The organism is archaeon CG10_big_fil_rev_8_21_14_0_10_43_11 (assembly GCA_002763265.1).
Lineage (GTDB): Archaea > Nanobdellota > Nanobdellia > PEZQ01 > PEZQ01 > PEZQ01.
Genome location: PEZQ01000011.1, coordinates 1 through 20,114, shown reverse-complemented (window position 1 = coordinate 20,114; position 20,114 = coordinate 1). Strand labels below are relative to the sequence as shown.

Here is a 20,114-nt window from a genome sequence, read left to right as displayed (position 1 = left end):
TAGTGGCCACATCCTATATTCCAATGCAAGGTTCATACGAGTCAGAAGAGTTTGAGGCAAATAACACATACTCGTGGCATAATATCACGCTCAACACGCCAAGCGTAAACGTGCAGGCGCGCACGACAAATAATAATGCAACATGGCCTTCCTACACTGGTCCTGATGGGACAAGTAGTTCATACTATACGAGTGGGGACGCGTTGAATCTCAGCGCAGGTGTGTACTTCCAGTTTCGTATGCTAAATATGGGTGTGGGTCAAAGCGTGACATGGGTGAATGTTTCCTATGGTGAATAAAGGGCAGGTAAGTCTTGAATACATGGTTTTTGTTGCAGGCATACTCATGCTTATTGTTCCAGTTATGGTTGTTATTTCCAGCTCAAACAGGGAGCGTGCTGATGACTTGACAACAGAAGCCACGCTTGACCAGATTAAAGTAGTGAGCGAACGCGTGTTTCTCAAAGGCTATCCTGAAACTGAAACAATTATTATCAGCATGCCTCAAGCAGTAAGTGTTGCTGACACCTATGTTGACAATAACACCGTGCAGGTAGGATATGTCACAAGACAAGGAACTGTGACAAGTTCCGCGCGGTTTTTTGTGTTTAGCGTGAACGGAACACTTCCCCCTGAAAGCGGGATTTACGTGTTGCAGGTAAGTGCGCGACCTGATGAAGGTATTGCATTCTCCTATTTTAAATTTCAGGTCACGCCTGAGCGCATACAGGTGAACGTGAGCCAGGGTGCAAACACAAATATCAGTTTTAACATGGTAAACATCAACCCCAACCCGCTTTACAACATCTCGCTTGCCATAACTGGCGCAGAGGATGTCTTGACATTTAATGGCAGTGCTCGAAACACGTCAGTTGCCCAGTTGTCTGCAGGCGAGGTAAAAATGTTTACGCTTGCAGTTAATGGAAATGTTTCTAATGGGTATTATTTTGCGCAAGTAAGCATTCATGAAGAAGAGCGATTTTTTGTGGTGCCAGTAATTATCTATGTTGAGTACGTTGACCTTGTTGCACCAATCATTACGCGAATTGAGCCGCAAGGATTGCAGCATGAGACCACCCTGAATTTGAGTGTGCGCACAAATGAAGTTGCGCTCTGCCGTTATGCAACAAACAATCAAGCATACGAGTCTATGCCGTTAGAATTTAGTGTAACAAACGTAACCCAACATGAGCAAGAATTAAGCGGGTTAAGTGATGGTGCGCATGTGTATTATGTTCGTTGTGCTGATGCATCAGGAAACACAAACACGCAAAGCGCGCTCGCATCATTTGAGCTTAACACAAGCATTCCCCAAATTACCCTTGACTCACCGCTTAATCAGACCTATTTTACAAGTGAAATTAATCTGAATGCCACGGTTTCAAAGCAAGCGCAGTGGTGCACATACGTGCTTGATAGTGGGAGTAATGTAACACTGTCAAATGATTCTCAAGCAAACTTTTTTGGTGTGGCAAACACAACAAACGGCACGCACAGCATACGCGTGTACTGCCGCGACTTGTTTGGAAACGTGAATGCAACAAACCGATTTTTTACCACTGACTTAAGCGATTACACGTCGCCAACCATTATTGAGTACAATGCAACGCCATTCCCGCTTGAAGGCGGTGCAGAGAACTTTGCATTGCTCTCAGTAACGGCAAGCGATAACGCAGGACTTGCTAACGCATCTTTTGCCATTAAACATCCAAGCGGGCTGTGGGAAAATTCCACCTCAGCAATGATTGGACTTCTTGATTCTGAAAATTATGATACTATTATTGCACAAGCAGACGAGTACGAGTACAACATTTCCGTAAGCGACCTTGCAGGCAACGTCGCAAGCGTTTCTGGAATTTTTTATGTCATAACTGACTGGTGGAATTTCTCGTGGAATTATCGTATTAAACTTAATGTGAGCATGGGCGATTACGCGCGCAATAATGAATTAGTTCATGCAGTTATTGATTTATCCCAATACCTGCCCTCCTATGAAACCCTTGACCCAAACTCAATTCGGGTTGTTGAAAACATAACCGAGCTTCCTTATGACTATGAAATGTCACGAGACGAACTTACCTGGTTTTTAAACGGCACAAACCCTGCAGGAACAAACAGAACGTTTTACGTGTATTTTGACACGCTCAACGATTCAAAACCTTCCCCAAACTACCAGCAGCGAGCGCGCATTGTTGAGCAAAGCACGGGTCTTGCTGCACAGTACTGGTTTAATGATGACTGGAATAAAGTTGCAACTATTGACCTAACAAAAAACATTGTGCAAAGCGATTGGTTTGATTCACAGGGGGGCTTAACTGAGTTTAGAACTCCTGCTGAAGAACATGTGTTTCAGCCGAACAATAATTATTTTCAGATATGGTCATATTACAAGATTTCCCAGCCTTACATTTATTACAAACCAAAAACCCTGCAAAATAAAACAGTTGATAATACTAAAGTGTACCAAACAGCAGTAACGCTCACGTATGACGGGAATACAACGGATGTAGGAAATTTCACCTTTACGTGGGTGTTTTTCTTTGATTATAACAAGGCAATTTCGTATTTGTACCAGAATTGGACGGTGTTTAGTGCAATCTATTCTGACCATGGCTCATGCAATTGTGACTGGCCAAAACAGGGTGCCTTTTCCATGATTAACCATGTTGACACGGTCTGCTATGTTCCGCTCTCTGGCTTGCGCGCAAAAACAGGAAGCATTTCCCCTTCAGAACGCGTAACAGAACCGTGGGTGTCATACAATTTTTCAGACCAAACCGCAGGAGCAATTTTGCATGCAATTGATGCAAACGACCTCACGCAAGGTTATGAAGTAGGCGCGTACCAGTCACATAATGTGCAACTCTTTAATTCAGCGTGGAGGACAAGCATGCCTGTTGGAAACCATTATTCAGTATTCAAGCTGCAAGCCATTTCAGAATTAACCTGTGAGACTGCGCAAGAAGAATATCTAAAAGAATTGTTTAGCCCGCAAATAACCATTACTGAGGTGAGTTCACGCTGAAAGCACAGGTGAGTCTTGAAGGCTTGTTTGCAATTATCCTGATTCTTGTAATAATAACTATTGCCTTTGCAACACTTGATGACAAAACATTTCTTCTCTACAAACAGCAGCGTGCTGAGTATTTACAAAGCGTGTGCAACCGGCTCAATTTCGCGCTTGACAATGTAGGAAAACACAACAACACCACGTTTGTTATGGAGTTTTCACAACCATTCAATCTCAGTGCACAACCTTCTGCGCGAATCATGTTTATTTCCCGTGAACAAGATGAAATTGGTTGTTTAAACGTGTATAACTCATACAGCAATAGCAGTGTGATAACCTCATTTAATCTGAGCGTGACCTTTAATCTTTCACTAGCAAGCACAAACGGAGTGGTGATATTTTCATGAAAAAGCGCGGACAAATTATTGCATTTGATATGGTTGCAAGCGCGTTCATGCTTGTTCTTTTTCTCTCCATTCTCGGATACATGTGGCTTGAGAACACGCAAAAAATTGAGCGCGCTGCAGCGTTTAGTAAAAGTGTGAGCACGCTTATCCCAATTTCAGAATTGTTTATGAAGCATGACGTGGGTTTTGTAAATGAAAACAGTACCTATTTGCAGTTTGTTCTTTCGGATAACGTGATTAATGACACGGCATTTAACGTGTTTCTTGATGTGGTGCGCTCAAACTATACACGCGTGAAAACAGACCTTGGCTTGAGTGATGATTATTATCTTGAAGTGCTTAATATTTCAAGTACAAAAACCCTTGTGCGCGAACCAAACATTAGCGCAAGTTCGTTTACGAAAGTGAGCGTGATTAACCGGTATGCTTTGTGGAATGGCACGCGTGTTCGGGTTATTGTAGGCGTGATAGAATGAAAAAAGGAGTGATTTTATCAATTGATTTGATGATAGGTATTGTTATTGCACTCTCATTTACCACGCTTCTCATCTACAAAGCAGACATTACCGAACCAGTTATGGAAAAAAACGTGCTTCTCACACTCAAAGCGCGTGATGCGCTTCGCATTCTTGACCTTACCCACGCGTTTGAAACCCAGAATGAAACGCGCATTGCACAACAGCTTGACCTCATATTTCCTTTTGAAACATACGAATTTGAAATCAGGTATTACAATACAAACTTCACTGCGTACCTGCTTGCGCGAACAGGAGACGTGACTGATGATTTTATCACGGTTAAGCATCCCTTCTATTACTTAAACACAACGCCCACGCTAGGAATCGCTATTTTGAGGCTGACAACATGAAAAAAGGAATTGTGTACACAACGGGAATTACCATGCTTATGATTTTTTTATACATCAGCATAGGCATACTTGTTACAGAATACAATTTGCATCAAGAAAGCCTGCACCAGTTTCTTACTGCAGAAAAAACAACAAGCATCATCAGCAATATCAAACATGCATACTACAACGTGCTGGGTATTGAAGGAGACAGCCAAAACGTGCTTCGCATGAGCTTTCCTCTTGCAAATGACAGCGCGCTCAAAAATGAAAGTGTTACACAATTTGGTGCGTTCATAAATACACTGTACAAAGTTGAATCTTTTACCAATATAAGTCTTAACACAAGCGAAGCGCAAGCACAGCTCACCGGCGCAAACAACACGTATGTGATAGGAGACGACCTCGTATTTGTATATGAATCAAATAACAGCATAGTCCTGCCAAGTAACGCGCTCTCATCGCTTGCAATCACGCTTGTAAGCGATGCTGAGAGCACGGCAAACTGGGACGTTTCATACGTGCCCGGCCCTCTTAACGTCACTTTTGATGATGGGAGTGCGCAAACATGGTTTGTTACTGGACAAAGCGGAGTGCTTAATGTAACGCTCACACGCACAAGTTATGCAGGGTATGTGGCATTCAATTTTACGCCAAGCACACTCATTATTGACGGCTCAAATGTGCTTTTTTCCATTGCAGAATGGGTGAATCTTACCATCCACTTCCAGGGAGCCTCACTTAAGCCAGCGTATGCTTCAGAATTGAGCGCGCATGATTATCTAAATGAAGTGCGCGTGAACACGCGCATCTAGAGAAAAGCTTTTTTATGTGCAAACAAGTATCTAAGTTAGTAATGGATGAATCTTTTCGGGGAGTAGCACACATTGAGCAGGTGTTTGAGCATTCAAAACATGATTCTCTAGACTACTTAGAAGAGGTCAAAAACGTAAAAGAATCGTACAAGCACTATTTAGAGCGCATTATTCCCGCACTACACGAGAAACAAGCTGAGCTTATTAAAAGTCGTGAACAGGAACGGGCACAAAAAAACGCGTTAAATAAGAAAAAAGAAAAAACAGAAAAAGACAAAAAAACCATCGCGTCAGGCAATGCGCATATTCGCGAGATTAACCGCGTTTTAAAAGAATTGTCAAAACTGCCAAAACAAAAACAAGCACGGCTCAAAGAATTGGAAAAAGAAATTCGCGAGCTTGAGTTAAAAATTACGCGGGTAAGAGCATTAGGGCTTAGCAAGCCTGCGGGTTTGAAAACAGTGCAGGCAAAAAAAACAAGACTGGCAAGTACAAAAAAAGCGCGCAAAAAAAAGTGGTTTTTAAGCGGTTTGTTTTCAAAAAAGAAAAAACAACCCGTAAAAAAACAGCGCAAAAAAAAGCGCTAAACTCGCGAGCACGAATGCTTTTTATAATATAATTGTGAGATGATACTAGGATGGGGGAGGATACACATAAGCGCGTTGAGAGTGCACGTCGCCTGCTTAGAGAGGACGCATACGTTAAAGAACAATTTGTCGCACTTCAAAATAAACTGGCAAGCTTGCGCTCATTTGCAAAAAGCACGCCAAAAATAGTAACGCTAGATAAGGAAGTAACCCATGAAGTAAAAGAAATTATTGACCACATTCTCAAAAACATTAATCATCCAAAACCAGCAGCAAAAAAACAAAGCAGTTCACGCTTTCAGATTAGCACTGACCTTGACCGTATTTTAAGTATTGTTGCGTCGCGCGAAAAGATTTCACTGGGTAACATTGCAAAAGAACTTGGCGTTTCTCAAAAAATTGTTGAAAAATGGGCGCGCATTTTAGACAAGTATGGTCTTGCAACGCTGGTGTATCCAAAACTGCCGCTCTTACCTCCTTACTTGCGCATAACAAAGGCATACCATGAAAGAAACAGTGCTTGATACCTACACTATGGAAGTGGATTTTGTGCCAGTCACAATCCGCATTGCGAGACGCGAAAACGAATTCGTCCCGCTCTACTTAGTTACCCTGCCACATATTCCGCGCGGAACACAAGTGCTCATGCAGCATATTCGTGAAAACATTGTAGCAACGTATAGCATTAGCCGCCAGGACGTGCTTGACGTGAACAAACTCACCGAACTTAAGCAAACGTTTTTCAAAAACATCACGCGCATCATTGCAGAAGAAGTGCCCACACTCTCCCAACCGCAGCAAAAAATTCTTGCAGGAACACTTATTCAAAACATGCTTGGACTCGGCAAGATTGAGGTGCTTATTGCTGATTCAAACCTTGAGGAAGTGGTTATTAACAATTCAAACGAGCCGGTGTGGGTGTATCATAAACAGTTTGGCTGGCTCAAAAGTGATGTCACTCTCAGTGATGATGAAGTAATCTACAATTATTCATCAAAAATTGGTCGTGGCGTTGGAAAGGACATTACCACGCTCAGCCCGCTTATGGACGCCCACCTTATGACTGGTGACCGCGTGAATGCAACATTGTTTCCTATTTCAACAAAAGGAAACACTATTACCATTCGAAAATTCAGACGAAACCCGTGGACGGTTATTGAACTTATCAAAAACAAAACCCTTTCTGCTGAAGTTGCCGCGTTTTTATGGATAGCAGTGGAGTATGAGATTTCAATTATTATTAGTGGTGGTACTGCGTCAGGAAAATCAAGTTTTCTTGCAGCGCTTCTGCCGTTTATCCCGCCAAACCAGCGCGTGGTTTCAATTGAGGAAACACGCGAGTTGCAGTTGCCAAAGTTTTTGCATTGGGTTCCGCTCTCAACGCGCGGTGCAAATCCTGAAGGAAAAGGAGAAGTAACCATGCTTGATTTGTTAATAAACTCGCTTCGTATGCGCCCTGACCGTATCATTGTAGGTGAGGTTCGCAGACAAAAGGAAGCAGAAGTCATGTTTGAAGCAATGCACACGGGCCACTCAGTGTACGCAACCGTTCACGCAGATACTGCTGAACAGACAACGCGGCGTATGACAAGTCCGCCAATTAATTTACCTCTTGAAGAGATTGAAACCCTGCCGCTTATTGCAGTTATGTTTCGTCATCGCAGGCGCGGTATTCGCCGGCTCTTTCAGATTGCTGAAATTATTAGCACAAATAAAGAGCTTGATGAAACAGAAATCAACATGCTCTATCGGTGGAGGCCTGTTGATGACAAGATTACGATTGTAAATGAAAGCATTCGTCTTCTCAACGAATTGCGATTGCACACGGGAATGGAGCAGGAAGATTTGAATCGTGAGCTTTTGCGCAGAAAAAAGATTTTAGAATGGATGGTTGCAAAAAACATAACAGCACTCAATGATGTGGGGCGCATAATTAGTGAATTCTATTTTGACGATAAAACAATTGAAGATTACGCAAGCAAAAATAAGTCGCCAACTGAGTTGTTGCACACGCTTCAAGAAAAAGAAGAGCAAAAAGAAAAAGGCATGCTTCCTGAAGAAAAAACCCGCATGGAAAAGGAGGGCTACGCGTGCAAGAAGTGCGCGAAAACATTTTCTCGACCCCTTGAGCTTGCGCGTCACACGCGAAGCACGCACCCGCATGGTGCAAAACCGGTTCATGCGCGCGCAACAAAAAAGAAGTCAGGGCAAAAGTCAGCAAAGAAAAAGAACGCAAGAAAAAAAAGCGCAAAAAAGCGGGCAAAAACGCGCGGTGCAACGAAAAAACCAGCAAGAAAAGTTGCAAAAAACTCGCTAAAAAAAAGCGGAGTAAAAAAGAAGCCGGCAAAAAAGCAAGCCGCTAAAAAAAAGCGTGTGACAAAAAAGAGCGCAAAAAAAAGAGTAGCGCGGGTGGCTAAGAAGTGAAATCGCTTCCCTTCTCATTAATGCCTCTGCCGCTTATTGTCGTGTTAAGCCCGCGCTTTCGGGGTATTGCACGCATCTTTCTTCCGTTATTTCCTAATTTGAATACTGAGCTGCGCCAGGCGGATATGAACACAACAGCTGAAGATTACTTAACGTATGTGGTTATTTCATCAACAGTTAATTTAGTCATACTTGCAATCGCGTCGTATCTTGTTATTTCTCAGATTCTCAAACAGGAGAATCTTATGATTATTGGGTTCTGGATTGCAGGCATTTTTGGATTTATGACGCTTATGCAATTGTCCTATCCAAAAGTTGCCATATCACGGCGCGGTTCTAAAATCGATGAAAAGCTTCTTTTTGCGCTTCGAAACCTGCTTATCCGCCTTAAATCGGGCATTACCCTCTATGAATCCTTACGGGGCGTGGGGCATCAGAATTTCGGCGTGGTATCTGATGAAATAAAGCGAACCGTAAACGAAATTGAAAGCGGGATTCCCCAGATTGAAGCAATTGAGCGCTTAACCTTTCGAAACCCGTCTGCAACGTTTCGACGCATTGGTTGGCAGATTAGTAACAGTATCAAAGCTGGTGTGAGTATTGAAACAAACATTCAGAGCATGGTCGACAACCTGATGCGCGAACACCTTATTAAAATCAAGAATTATGGTTCACAACTTAATCCAATGGCAATGATGTATATGATGTTAACCGTGGTTGTGCCTTCACTGGGTATCACGTTTCTTATCATTCTTGGCTCATTTTTTGGGTTTTCAATTCCAAAAAACATTTTTTGGGGCATCACCTTCTTCCTTGCCATTTTCCAATTCATGTTTATGACTGTTGTTAAATCACGACGACCAATAGTGGGAATATGAGCGAATTTCGATGGTACAAGCGGATTGGCAAGCTCCTTCCAGGTCGGCTTGTCAATTATTTTGACCAATTGCTCATTTATGCAGGCTTAGACATACACGGAGATGATTGGCTTGGCTTCGTGCTTGTGTTTAGCGTATTGAGCATGATTGCAGGGGTTATGGTCACGTACGAAATCACGCAAGACGCGCGCATCTCAGCGGGTCTTGGCGTTGTGCTTGGCGTTGGCGTTGCTGTTCTCAATTATGTGTGGATACTGATTCGTGAAGACCGCAGAACAACCTTTGTTGAAAGCGTGCTTCCTGACATGCTCTCGCTTGTTGTTGCAAACATGCGTTCTGGCATGACTCCTGAAAAAGCAATGATTGTGAGTTCACGTGACGAGTTTGGCATTCTCTCTCAAGAAATCAGATTAAGCCTTAAAAAAACAATTACTGGTGAAAGTTTTATTGAAGCATTAAGTTATGTAGCAACACGCATCAACTCAGAGTCATTAAAACAAACCGTAAGCCTTCTTACTGAGGGTATTCGTTCAGGTGGCGAGCTTGCAACCCTGCTTGAAGAAAGTTCGCAAAACGTGCGAAACCTTCAATTGATGAAGCAGGAAATTCGCGCAAGCATTGTGATGTATATTATTTTCATTTTTATCGCAATTGGTCTGGCATCTCCTCTATTGTATGGCATTTCAATTTATTTGACCTCAACTATTGGCAATATGGTCGCGTCAATTGACATCCCTCCTGACGTGCTGGAATCAAGTTTTATCAAACTTTCGGGTTCTGATGTTTCAATTCCGTTTCTCATCCAGTTTTCAACAATCAATCTCATTATTGGTTCAATCATGGGCGGGCTTATAATTGGTATGATTGAAGGGGGTTCAGCAAAAAAAGGCTTCAAATACGTGCCGCTTTTGCTTGTTATTTCACTCTCAATATTTTATGCCATCCAGATTGTGCTTACACAGAGTTTAGGCACGTTCCAGTAATGTTTTTAAAAGACAAGCGCATTGTATTCCCTTAGGGGATGTTTATGAAGAAAGGACAAACTGCCTTGGAATATCTCATGACGTATGGCTGGGCCATCCTAATCATTGTTGTTGTGGTTGCAGCATTGTTCGCAATGAACGTGTTCAACCCAAGCGCATGGACAGGAGAAACAGCCAGTGGTTTTGCAAGCTTTAAAGTTGACGCGTTTAGCTACAATGGTGCAGCTGAAAATGGTATTGTGAACTTTACACTTGGAAACCAACTCGGAAGCACTATAACCATCACGTCCGTGTCTGTTACTGAATCAAGCAACGGAACAGAAGTAACAAACTCGTCAAGCATCCAGCTTGGACCAAACGGTGAAATAGAATACTCTATTAACGAAACAGGCCTCCTGCCACAAGGTTCTCAATACTCTGTGGATGTGGGCATTTCTTACACCTGGCAGGGACAAAGCAAATTTGACAACGGCGTGCTCTCAGGTAAGGCGAGTTAATGACATGAGCTTTTGAATTCTTTTTTTAGCCTTTTTTTTTTAAGGAAAAAAACAAGTGTCAACTAGAAGGAGTATTTAACTGCCATCATGGCAATGCGGTTTGCCGCTTTTTTTGACGTGTTGCTGATTTGTGCAAGCCAGTACGCAATTTCTTTGAGAAACAGCACATCTTTTTCAGGCAGTTGTTTTGCGTCAAACAAATCAGAAAAGAGCGCGTATTCAACGCGCCGCGCTTCATGGCGTTTGAAGCGTATTTGCTCAATCACATCTTCTGTTTTTGTCATGTCTATGTTGAGCTGTTCAATTGCGCGTGAGAGCAGTTGTGCGCATTCCTTGCCAAGACGAACAAGTGCAAGCAATTGTCCGCTTACGTGTGTGGGCGTTTTTACTTTGTGCACAATAAGCAGTTTACCTGCACGCTCGCTGTCATCAGCAATAGTGTCCACAAGCTCAACAAGTTCAACCCAATCCTGACTCGTGTAGGGCAGTAAGGCGCCTTTGAAGAGTTCTTGAGAGAGTTTGTAACTAATTGCATCTCCTTCATCTTCAAGCGCGTCAATTTTTTGCACGTCCTGCACTACAAGCGTTTGGTCACAAAATGCTTGCACGCAGGTGTCAAGCTGTTCTACTGCGCGCACACTTATTTTTGAGTGGTTGATAAGCATGTCCATAAGTGAGGTTGTGTTTGGAAATATGATTTTTTTAAGAGTAGAGATAATGCCCATAGTCCACAATGCTTATGAGAGTTAAGAGATTAAATATATTTGGAAAATGCTTGTTGAGAGTTTTTCTGTTCTCATTGCGTTATACGTAGCGTGGGGTATTGGCGCAAATGATGTTAACCTTGCAGGTCCGGTTGCAAGCAAGTCATTGAAAGTAACGCACGCAGTGTTTTTTGGCGCGATTGCGGCAATGCTTGGCGCAGCGCTTTTTGGGGGAAATGTGTCACACACGCTTCGAGAAGAAATTGCCACGAACAGTTTTGGTATTGCACATGTGTTTGCCATTCTTCTTGGCGTTGCGGTGTGGTCTATGATTGCGTCATTTAAAGGCTGGCCAATTTCAAGCACAGTAAGCGTGGTTGGCGCAATTGCGGGTGTTGCCCTGCTCACGGGTAACATGCTCAATTTAAAAACTCTTGTGGGTATTGGTGCGTCCTGGATTATTTCACCGCTCAGCGGGTTTGTGTTCGCGTTTGTAAGTTATCGTGTGTTTGCAAAACTCACGTTTAGTTCGATAAAGAGTTTTGGTGTGCGCGAGCGCATTGAACGCGTTCTTTCCTACGCGCAAGTCGCGCTCGTATTAGGCGTTATTTTTGTTCGCTCAGCAAATGATGTTGCCCAAGCTATCTTCTTTTTTGAAGCGCAAAACCCCCTGCTCTTTAGAATTATTGGTGGTGCAGGTCTTGCGTTTGGTATTGTCACCATTGGAAAGCGCGTTATTAGAACACTAGGCACCAAGCTCACGGAACTTAACCCGTCAAGCGGGGTTGCAGTCCAGTTATCAAGTCTGGTCGTGCTGACCCTATTTACCAGTCTTGGCATGCCTATTAGCGGTACTATTGTGTTTGTTTCTGCACTTGCAGGAGCAGGTGTTGCACGCCATAGAAGCGTGAATACCCATTTTGTAAAAGAAATCATATTTTCATGGATAGTAACGCTTCCCGTGAGCGCAGTTATTGCAGTAAGCATTTTTACGGGATTGCGCGTGTTAGGAGTTGGATAAAAGTTTTTTAGGATACACTAACCCATACCTTAGTATGACTAACCTGTTTGTGCAAATCATCAATGCAGCATTGTATGACCCGATTGCGCGAAGATATTTTGTGAAAAATACCTTTGATGGAATTCTTACTGTTATTGGTATTCTTGCAGGATTTTGGATAAGCGGTGTTAAACAACCGGGTATTATCATTCTTGGGTGTGTTGGCGCAGCAATTGCAATTGCGGTTGCAGGCTTGTGGGGAGCATATTTTACTGAAAAAGCTGAGCGTTTGAAACGATTTCACGACCTTGAAAAAGAATTAAAACACGCAAGAGTGCGCTAGCGTAAATTTATTCAAGAACAAAGCATAATTCTTGGAATTATTGATGGAGGCTCGCCATTTATTATAACGCTTATTCTTATTATCCCCTTTCTTTTAACAAACGCAGGCATTATAGCGCTTAATTTTGCATATTTTATCACGCTTAGCCTGGCAGTCAGCGCATTGTTTTTTCTCGGCTTATTTGTAAGCACGCTCAGTAAAGAAGAAGCATGGTTAGGCGGGTTGAAAATGATTGTTGCAGGAGGTGTTGTAGTTGTTATCATGCTGGGCTTGTCGCTGCTTCAATTAATGCTGTTTTAGCGTTTTTTTGCAAAACTTGAAACAATTAAAAACAAGCCGGGAAGTATCAAAAAAAATGGCCAGATAAGTCCAAAATTGATGCGCAAAATACCAAGGTTACTCAACAAGAAGTACGCGCCAATAATAATAAAAATAATGCCGCCAATAATTGGCGCGGTCTGCCCGGTCATACTCATTCTTTGGTAGTCTATGCTTTTATGTGTTACTCGTAGCGCAGCGCATCAACAGGCTGGAGTTCTGCTGCTTGTTTTGCAGGAAGCACGCCTGAAATCACGCCAACAAAAAATGAAAAGGTGAGCACGCCAAGCAGGAGAAGCGGTGAAAAGTTGACTTTGAAAATTTCAAACGAGCCTGACGCGCGTATGGCAAGCTCAAAGAGTTTTGAAATCTCTATGCCAGAAAGTCCTCCTATCAGGCCACCAACAAGCCCGTAGAGTCCTGATTCAATAAGAAATACAAAAAGGATTTGGTTATTTTTAGCACCAACTGCTTTCATGATACCAATCTCTCTTGTTCGCTCAAGCACGCTTGTGTACATAGTGTTCATAATACCCACGCCGCCAACAACAAGCGAGATGCCGCCAACTCCGATGAACACTGCCTGCACAATTGCGATAATAGCGCCAACTTGTTTTATAAGGTTCTCTGAGGTTTCAATAACAAAGTCTTCTTCTCCCTCTTTAACGTCGCGCAAGTCGCGCAATTTTTCTTTGAGTATTTCAACCATTTGCGCGGGAACAATGCCCGGAGAAACCTGAGCAAAAATCCCGTCATATTGGTCGGGTTTGTTAAACATCTCACGCGCAGCATCTTCTGGTATGAGTGCTGTTCGGTCATCCTGCGGGTTTCCAACTTTGCTCATAAGCCCGACCACGCGAAAGGCTTGATTATTTATGGTAATAGTGTCGCGCAGGCGAATGGGCTTTGAAAATACCATATCTGTTGCCCACAAGTCGTAGCCAACAAGCACACCATATCGGTCTGATTCTTTAAACAGCCTGCCAAATTCAGGTTCGTAGCCTTGCGTTTGCGTGAGAAGTTCGCTTCGTTCATCTGAAGGAATGCCCATAACCCAGCCCCCATATGCTTCACCTTTGTGAAGCAGGGTTCCGCTGCCAAGAATATAGAAAAAAGTTGATTTTATGCCTGGCGTTCGTTCAATAAGGTCTAAATCTTTTTCCGTAAGTTTTGAAGCAGTTGTAGTTGAGCTGATAAATCCTGCAATGCCTTCTCCTGAGCCAGGAAGAATAATGAGCTTATCACCGCCAATGATTTCAAATTGCTCTTGGAGTGCAGCATCAACACCTTGACCAAGCGAGATAAGAGCAGTAACGCTTGCAATGCCAATAACTATGCCAAGCAGGGTAAGCCATGAGCGAACCTTTCTGCTTTTCATTCCCTGAAACGCAATGTGCACGTATGCTTCAATCATACGACCCTCCCGTCTTTGAGATGAATAATGCGGTCAAGGTATTTTGTAATGTCAAGATCGTGAGTGACGATAATAACTGTTTTTCCTTGTTCTTTGTTTATCTTTCGCAAATAATCCATCACGAGTTTTCCGGTTTTTGAGTCAAGGTTTCCCGTTGGCTCATCTGCAAGAATGATTGGCGGGTCGTTTATAAGGGCGCGTGCGATTGCAACACGTTGCTGTTGACCCCCTGAAAGTTCAGTTGGCTTGTGTGCTATGCGATCACCAAGTTCAACATCCCGAAGGATTTGTATGGCGCGCTTTTTTGGGTCTGAGTCCACATTATTTGAAAAAACCGTAGGTAAAAGCACGTTTTCAAGCGCAGTTGATGAACGTATGAGATTAAATTGCTGGAAGACAAAGCCGATTTTTCTTCCGCGAAGTTGGGCAAGCTCGTCTTGAGAAAAGCGGGAAACATTTTTTCCTTCAAAATATACGTTTCCTTTTGTTGGCGTGTCAAGCGCGCCAATAATGTGCATCGCTGTTGACTTGCCGCTGCCAGAAGAACCCACTATGGCAACAAGCTCGCCGCGCTTAATAGAAAGGGAAAGACCTGAAAGAGCTTTGACAATAACGTTTCCCATAACGTAGTGTTTGTGCACGTTTTCAAGGCGAATAATCTCTTCACTTACCACACGAACACTATACGTGATTAGCAAATAAAACTCTTCGCGTGTGAGAAATAAACTTAATATAGAATACATGAACAAACATAAGAGTAATGGTAACACTTGCTGAGCTTGCCAAAACCTATGGATTGAGTGCGGGGGATTTTAGCGCATCAGTAACTTCGCTTGTATTGTATGTAATGGGCATTGTGGTGTATGCGCTTTTTGTATTCAAATTTAATAGCGTGATTGCAAAGCGTGATATTTTTAGTGTTGACTTACACAAATATGATTACGCATCGCATGAATTTATCAAAAAAACAGCAAACATTGCGGGATATTCATTGCTCTACGTTGTTGTGTTTCCGCTTATCGCATTTTTCTCGTTTATTATTATTGCACTTTTGCTTGCAGTTCTTGCACAATCACGACCTGTTGAGCAAGTCATGCTCTTAAGCATGGCAATTGTTGGCACGATCCGCGTGCTCTCCTACTACAATGAAGATTTAGCAAGGGATTTAGCAAAACTCTTGCCCTTCACGCTTATGGGCGTGTTGCTTCTTGACGTGAGCGGTTTGCAAGTGATTGAAGCAGCACGAACGCTTGTGCGATTTGCTGCGGGCTGGAGAACATTGCTTTACTATTTTGTGTTTATTATTAGTGTTGAATTTGTGATGAGTGTTGCGTATCGTATTGCAAGCGCTGCGCGCGAATCTGGTGAAAAAAAGTGAAAGCGCTCTCGCTCAAGCAGCCGTGGGCGCAGCTTATTGTTGAAGGTAAGAAAACCATTGAGCTTCGCTCGTGGAACACGCATTTTCGAGGAAGATTTTTGATTCATGCATCAAAAAATACTGATAAACAAGCATGCGCGCGCTTTGGCTTTGAACACGTGTATGAAGGATGCGTTATTGGAAGCGCAGTATTGTGCGCAGTAAAAGAATACAAAACCCTTACAGAATTGCGCGCTGACCAGGATAAACATTGGGCAACTGACCGATACACGCGCGTTCCTGTGCGTGGGTTTGTGTTGCGTGACGCAAAAAAAACAAAGCCCGTTAAACTTGCAGGCGCGCTTGGTTTTTTCAACACGCCACTGCCATAATTAGATTGCTTTTGCTTTTCGTGCGTTCTCGTATACTTCATGAAGTGTTTGGACAAGTGCTGAAAATGCAATAACAAAAAGAACAAAACGAAATGTAACACCAACAAAAGGTATGAGGCGTATAATAGTGATGATTGCAACACCGACTAAGAGTTTTTGTTCAGGTGCGGTCTTTTTTTTGCCATTACGTTGATAGACCCAATTACCAAATGCAATAGAGTACACGGGCCCAACAAGCATGAAAACTATGCCGTATACGAGAAGTCCTGCTTTTGTGATGGGCAGTCCAATAATAGTAAGCGCAAGCAGGATAAGAATAAGGGGGATGCCAATTACAAGGAAAAATCCGCGAAAGGCGTGGAAAACCGGCTTTTCGCGCATGTGTTTTGGCGCATTGTTCATAATATTTGGTGCGTACTTAAGAAGCAACCATCCAAGCACGAACACGCCAAGCGCCCAGAACAGAGCTGAGAGCACGCGTCCAAGTATGAGTGCTGCAAGCGCAGTTGAAAAAAGTTCGGGTTGGTTAACATCATACGAGCGCGAATCAGCGGGCGTGAAAAGCGTTTGTCCGCTAACGGTTCCCTGATTAGTGAACGTTGATGCGTTGATAAGCGCGTTTTGAGCGATGCTTCCGCCAAAGTCAAACGTGTCTGCAAGGATAGTTGCGTTTGCGTCAACAATTCCGCTTAGAAAAACAGAAGAGCCCATGCCCACAAAGTTTCCTTCAATGCGCGCTTCATCTAAAACAAATACTTGCATGCCCACCCCCACAAAGTCGCCGCCAGTTCGCGCGCTGCTGCGAATAACGCCTCCAAACGCGCGCAAGTCATCACCAACCGCACCATTGATATTTACTACGCCGCCAAGCACAAGAAGGTCGCCAAACACGTCGCCGGTTACCGTAACAACGCCGCCTGCAACAACAAGGTCTCCTTGCACGTCGCCAGCGACGGTGATAACCTTACCATACACGTACGCGTCATCAGCAATGTTTTGCATTACGTTTCCTTGCACGAGCACGAGTGCGTGGGCGCTTTGCAGGCTCATAAGCATAAAAGAGACAAGAATAAGCAATTGTACGCGCATACGTAGTATACCGCTCTGTTCTTTAATAAATATTTACCAAAGCCTTATTCGCACTTTTTATAAATATAGCCTGAATACAACGTTTTCATGGCACGTGAGCAGCATGACTCCATTGATTTTAGGTTCAATCTCAAACTGTACTTCTCATTTGTTTTAAAATACAAATGGTTGTTTTTTCTCGTTACCAGTTTAGCACTTGTTGTTGAATTATTTGCGGTTGCTCCTTCAATTATTTTTAAGTTTCTTGTTGATGATGCTGCCCGCTTCATTTCAGGAACGCTCTCAAAAGCAGGATTTTCACGCGTGCTCCTCTTTTTAGCAGCAGTAAGTATTGTGCTTGTGGTTGTGCGGTCAGTGCTTCGTTTTGTGCACATCCATGCAATTAATCGTTTTGAGGGTTATTTGATTCGTGATGTAAAACAACGATTTTTCAATCACATTATCGGCTTATCTTACCGCTTTCACACCTCAAACAAGACAGGCGCGCTTATTTCGCGCATTATCAGAGGGGCAGGTTCAATAGAAGGCATGAGTGATATGATTGTATTTAACGTGCTGCCAACTCTATTTGGCTTGTTGAGTGTGAGCACGCTTGTGTTCTATTTTGATACCCTGACCGCAGGTGCGCTCTTATTTTTCTCACTGCTCTTTATTGGTTTTACTATTATCATGCAAAACGCGCAAAAAGAAGCGAATGTGGCTGCAAATAACACAGCGGATATTGAGAAAGCAAACATTAGTGATTTTTTAACAAACATTTCCTCAGTCAAGTATTTTGGCAAGGAACGCGCGGTTCGTGCGCGTTTTAAAAACATTACCAAAAACACACTGAATGCAAGTTTACGGGATTGGGATTATTTTCGTTTTGCAAGCGCAGGACAAATGATTATTGTAGGAATTGCAGGTGTCTTTCTCCTATTTATTCCGGCATTCGGGGTAGTGCAGGGTACGATGAGTATTGGAACGTTGACACTCATTTATACCGCAACAAGCAGAGTAATTGGTCAGCTCTACAATTTTGTGTGGGCAATTCGTGGTTTTTATCGTCACATGGCCGCGTTTGAATCCTTATTCCAGTACGCAAAAGAGAAAAATGAAGTGCAGGACAAACCGGGTGCAAAAGACCCTATGATTGCGCAAGGTCGTATGCATTTCAAAAATGTGTGGTTTAAATATCACGACTCGTGGTTGTTTAAGGATTTCACGCTGTCAATCTCACAGGGAAAAAAAGTCGCAATTGTAGGACCATCAGGCAGTGGCAAGTCAACGCTTATCAAGTTATTGTATCGCTTGTATGATGTTAATCAAGGCGAGGTCTTGCTTGACGACCATGATGTGCGGGATTTTAAAAAAGATGCGCTTCGAAGCCAAATGAGTATAGTGCCGCAAGAAGCAATTCTTTTTGATGATTCGATTTACAATAATATTGCATTTTCAAATCAAAAAGCAACACGAAAAGAAGTGATGAAAGCAATACGCCTTGCTCAGCTTGATGCCATTGTGCAGGCGTTTCCACAAAAAGAGAACACAATTGTAGGAGAGCGGGGGGTGAAATTAAGCGGGGGTGAAAAGCAGCGTGTAAGTATTGCGCGCGCGATTCTTGCTAATAAAAAAATTCTGGTGCTTGATGAAGCAACAAGCTCGCTTGATTCGCGCACTGAATTTGACATTCAGCAGGCACTTGACGTGCTTTTAGCAGGCAAGACAAGCATCATCATTGCGCATCGCCTGTCAACTATTATGAAAGCAGACATGATTGTAGTAATGGATAAAGGAAAAATCGTGCAAGCAGGAACCCACAACGAGCTTATCGCTCGAGAAGGGCTGTATAAAAGTTTGTGGAACTTGCAAAAAGGCGGCTACATCTAATTAAAAAAAAAGGAAAAAAGGAAATAATAAGATATTTTTTTTTCTTGTGCTTATTTGATGCTTACAAGCTCTATTTCAAAGGCAAGTTTTTTTCCGGCAAGAAAATGGTTGAAATCAATTTTGACTTCTTTTTCGCTCACATCAACAATAGTGACGGCCATGCCGTTTGCTGAAAGCTGCATGCCTTTTGCAGGTTGAACCCCTAGTTGAGCAGTAAGATTTTCTTTTGGAAAAGTCAGAATCTTTGTGTCATCACGCGCGCCATACGCTTCACTTGGCTCAAGAGTGATGTTCTTTTTTTCTCCAACATTCATACCTTCAACTGCTTTGTCAAAACCACCAATCATCTGGCCACTGCCAAGAGTGAATTCAAGTGGTTCGCGATCGCGAGAGGAGTCAAATATTTCTCCATTGTCAAGTTTTCCGGTGTAGTGCACCGCTACGGTATCGCCTTTTTTGGCTGTTTTTGTCATGTCTATCACGTTTCCGGTTATGCCCACATATCCTGCAGAAAAAACAAGTGCAGTAAGCAAAAGCATCCCTGCAACGATAAGGAGGCGTTGTTTCATTGTTATTAGTGAGCCACACGATTACCCTTAATAAGTGTATGCATAAGATGTGCTGTAAAGTAAATAAAAACGAAAAATGGTGGCAGGTTTTAGAGTAGTTTTGCGAGTTTTTTTATGTCTTTGTTTGCTACGTGCGTGTAGATTTGCGTGGTTTTCAAATCTTTATGCCCCAATAATTGTTGGATGTATCTGATATCTGCGCCCGATTCCAATAAGTGAGTGGCAAAGCTATGCCTTAATGTGTGTGGTGTTGCATTCTTTTTAATTCCGGATTTCTTAGAAGCAGATTTTACAATTTGTTGAATTGTTCTTTTATTATATTTCCCTTCTCGCGAGAAAAACTTGTTTTTCTGCGCCCAAAAAATCTTTGATTTTTTAGGGCTTTGAGAGACAAAGACCAAACCCTCTTTTTTTGCTCCATATATTTGTAACATGTCAATCAATTTTTTATGTAGAAATACTATTCTTTCTTTATCTCCTTTTGCCAATCTCCTTTTGAAATTTATCTCTTATTTCATTAACCTTTTTCTCGTTTAATTTTATAATAACGGATTTGCACTTAACTAAAAATTCAGGGGCTTTCTGAATCATTTTATTATATTGTTCATCTGG

General features: G+C 42.6%; 22 protein-coding genes and 2 pseudogenes (2 of these 24 only partly in view). 18 read left to right on the top strand and 6 right to left on the bottom strand.

Going from position 1 to position 20,114, the window contains the following annotated elements:
* Positions 1 to 55, top strand: a pseudogene (locus COT72_05675) (hypothetical protein) (it extends 1,316 nt beyond the left edge of the window).
* A pseudogene (locus tag COT72_05670) lies at positions 1 to 299 on the top strand (hypothetical protein); it begins 55 nt to the left of the window's first position. Before COT72_05675 ends, COT72_05670 begins: the two co-directional pseudogenes overlap by 110 nt.
* Positions 280 to 3,024 (top strand): hypothetical protein, encoded by a 2,745-nt coding sequence (locus tag COT72_05665; protein ID PIN99611.1) that lies wholly within the window; start codon positions 280 to 282, stop codon positions 3,022 to 3,024. The pseudogene COT72_05670 and the gene COT72_05665 overlap by 20 nt, the downstream one beginning before the upstream one ends.
* An 8-nt stretch (positions 3,025 to 3,032) precedes the next feature.
* Complete coding sequence (locus COT72_05660; protein PIN99610.1) at positions 3,033 to 3,416, top strand: hypothetical protein; 384 nt, start codon at positions 3,033 to 3,035, stop codon at positions 3,414 to 3,416.
* Complete coding sequence (locus COT72_05655) at positions 3,413 to 3,892, top strand: hypothetical protein (GenBank protein ID PIN99609.1); 480 nt, start codon at positions 3,413 to 3,415, stop codon at positions 3,890 to 3,892. Before COT72_05660 ends, COT72_05655 begins: the two co-directional genes overlap by 4 nt.
* Positions 3,889 to 4,284, top strand: a complete 396-nt coding sequence (locus tag COT72_05650; GenBank protein ID PIN99608.1) for a hypothetical protein — start codon at positions 3,889 to 3,891, stop codon at positions 4,282 to 4,284. Before COT72_05655 ends, COT72_05650 begins: the two co-directional genes overlap by 4 nt.
* Positions 4,281 to 5,078: a hypothetical protein gene (locus tag COT72_05645; GenBank protein PIN99607.1), complete on the top strand. Its 798-nt coding sequence runs from the start codon at positions 4,281 to 4,283 to the stop codon at positions 5,076 to 5,078. Before COT72_05650 ends, COT72_05645 begins: the two co-directional genes overlap by 4 nt.
* 41 nt (positions 5,079 to 5,119) lie before the next feature.
* Positions 5,120 to 5,665 (top strand): hypothetical protein, encoded by a 546-nt coding sequence (locus COT72_05640; protein PIN99606.1) that lies wholly within the window; start codon positions 5,120 to 5,122, stop codon positions 5,663 to 5,665.
* A gap of 50 nt (positions 5,666 to 5,715) precedes the next feature.
* Positions 5,716 to 6,189: a hypothetical protein gene (locus tag COT72_05635; GenBank protein ID PIN99605.1), complete on the top strand. Its 474-nt coding sequence runs from the start codon at positions 5,716 to 5,718 to the stop codon at positions 6,187 to 6,189.
* On the top strand, positions 6,170 to 8,089 hold the full coding sequence (locus COT72_05630; protein ID PIN99604.1) for a CpaF family protein: 1,920 nt from the start codon (positions 6,170 to 6,172) through the stop codon (positions 8,087 to 8,089). The genes COT72_05635 and COT72_05630 overlap by 20 nt, the downstream gene beginning before the upstream one ends.
* Positions 8,086 to 8,967 carry a hypothetical protein gene (locus COT72_05625; protein ID PIN99603.1) on the top strand — a complete coding sequence of 294 codons (882 nt, stop codon included), beginning with the start codon at positions 8,086 to 8,088 and terminating at the stop codon, positions 8,965 to 8,967. The genes COT72_05630 and COT72_05625 overlap by 4 nt, the downstream gene beginning before the upstream one ends.
* The gene (locus COT72_05620) at positions 8,964 to 9,950 is read left to right on the top strand and encodes a hypothetical protein (GenBank protein PIN99602.1); all 987 of its coding nucleotides are present in this window, start codon (positions 8,964 to 8,966) and stop codon (positions 9,948 to 9,950) included. The genes COT72_05625 and COT72_05620 overlap by 4 nt, the downstream gene beginning before the upstream one ends.
* A gap of 38 nt (positions 9,951 to 9,988) precedes the next feature.
* Positions 9,989 to 10,447 carry a hypothetical protein gene (locus COT72_05615; GenBank protein PIN99601.1) on the top strand — a complete coding sequence of 153 codons (459 nt, stop codon included), beginning with the start codon at positions 9,989 to 9,991 and terminating at the stop codon, positions 10,445 to 10,447.
* A 62-nt stretch (positions 10,448 to 10,509) separates the two neighbouring features.
* Here COT72_05615 and COT72_05610 read toward each other — a convergent pair whose 3' ends face one another.
* The gene (locus tag COT72_05610; GenBank protein ID PIN99600.1) at positions 10,510 to 11,172 is read right to left on the bottom strand and encodes a hypothetical protein; all 663 of its coding nucleotides are present in this window, start codon (positions 11,170 to 11,172) and stop codon (positions 10,510 to 10,512) included.
* Positions 11,173 to 11,218: 46 nt separating this feature from the next.
* Here COT72_05610 and COT72_05605 point away from each other — a divergent pair, with 46 nt between their 5' ends.
* Both COT72_05605 and COT72_05600 read left to right on the top strand, forming a co-directional pair.
* The gene (locus tag COT72_05605; GenBank protein ID PIN99599.1) at positions 11,219 to 12,172 is read left to right on the top strand and encodes a hypothetical protein; all 954 of its coding nucleotides are present in this window, start codon (positions 11,219 to 11,221) and stop codon (positions 12,170 to 12,172) included.
* A gap of 34 nt (positions 12,173 to 12,206) precedes the next feature.
* On the top strand, positions 12,207 to 12,494 hold the full coding sequence (locus COT72_05600; GenBank protein ID PIN99598.1) for a hypothetical protein: 288 nt from the start codon (positions 12,207 to 12,209) through the stop codon (positions 12,492 to 12,494).
* A gap of 502 nt (positions 12,495 to 12,996) precedes the next feature.
* Here the strand turns inward: COT72_05600 and COT72_05595 are convergent.
* Both COT72_05595 and COT72_05590 read right to left on the bottom strand, forming a co-directional pair.
* The gene (locus tag COT72_05595; GenBank protein ID PIN99597.1) at positions 12,997 to 14,226 is read right to left on the bottom strand and encodes a hypothetical protein; all 1,230 of its coding nucleotides are present in this window, start codon (positions 14,224 to 14,226) and stop codon (positions 12,997 to 12,999) included.
* The gene (locus COT72_05590) at positions 14,223 to 14,969 is read right to left on the bottom strand and encodes a lipoprotein-releasing system ATP-binding protein LolD (GenBank protein PIN99596.1); all 747 of its coding nucleotides are present in this window, start codon (positions 14,967 to 14,969) and stop codon (positions 14,223 to 14,225) included. The genes COT72_05595 and COT72_05590 overlap by 4 nt, the downstream gene beginning before the upstream one ends.
* A 17-nt stretch (positions 14,970 to 14,986) precedes the next feature.
* Here COT72_05590 and COT72_05585 point away from each other — a divergent pair, with 17 nt between their 5' ends.
* Together COT72_05585 and COT72_05580 are read left to right on the top strand one after the other, a co-directional pair.
* Positions 14,987 to 15,604, top strand: a complete 618-nt coding sequence (locus COT72_05585; protein PIN99595.1) for a hypothetical protein — start codon at positions 14,987 to 14,989, stop codon at positions 15,602 to 15,604.
* A complete protein-coding gene (locus COT72_05580) occupies positions 15,601 to 15,975 on the top strand; it encodes an ACP synthase (GenBank protein PIN99594.1) in 375 nt (124 codons plus the stop codon). Before COT72_05585 ends, COT72_05580 begins: the two co-directional genes overlap by 4 nt.
* Here COT72_05580 and COT72_05575 read toward each other — a convergent pair whose 3' ends face one another.
* A complete protein-coding gene (locus COT72_05575; GenBank protein PIN99593.1) occupies positions 15,976 to 17,064 on the bottom strand; it encodes a hypothetical protein in 1,089 nt (362 codons plus the stop codon). It abuts the gene before it with no gap.
* 87 nt (positions 17,065 to 17,151) lie between these two features.
* Between COT72_05575 and COT72_05570 the strand changes: the two genes are divergently transcribed.
* The gene (locus COT72_05570) at positions 17,152 to 18,933 is read left to right on the top strand and encodes a hypothetical protein (protein PIN99592.1); all 1,782 of its coding nucleotides are present in this window, start codon (positions 17,152 to 17,154) and stop codon (positions 18,931 to 18,933) included.
* Between the two features lie 50 nt (positions 18,934 to 18,983).
* On the opposite strand, the gene COT72_05565 is transcribed toward COT72_05570, so the two are convergent.
* Positions 18,984 to 19,406 carry a peptidylprolyl isomerase gene (locus COT72_05565; GenBank protein ID PIN99613.1) on the bottom strand — a complete coding sequence of 141 codons (423 nt, stop codon included), beginning with the start codon at positions 19,404 to 19,406 and terminating at the stop codon, positions 18,984 to 18,986.
* 185 nt (positions 19,407 to 19,591) lie between these two features.
* Positions 19,592 to 20,008: a hypothetical protein gene (locus COT72_05560; GenBank protein ID PIN99591.1), complete on the bottom strand. Its 417-nt coding sequence runs from the start codon at positions 20,006 to 20,008 to the stop codon at positions 19,592 to 19,594.
* Positions 20,009 to 20,114: the final 106 nt, after the last annotated feature.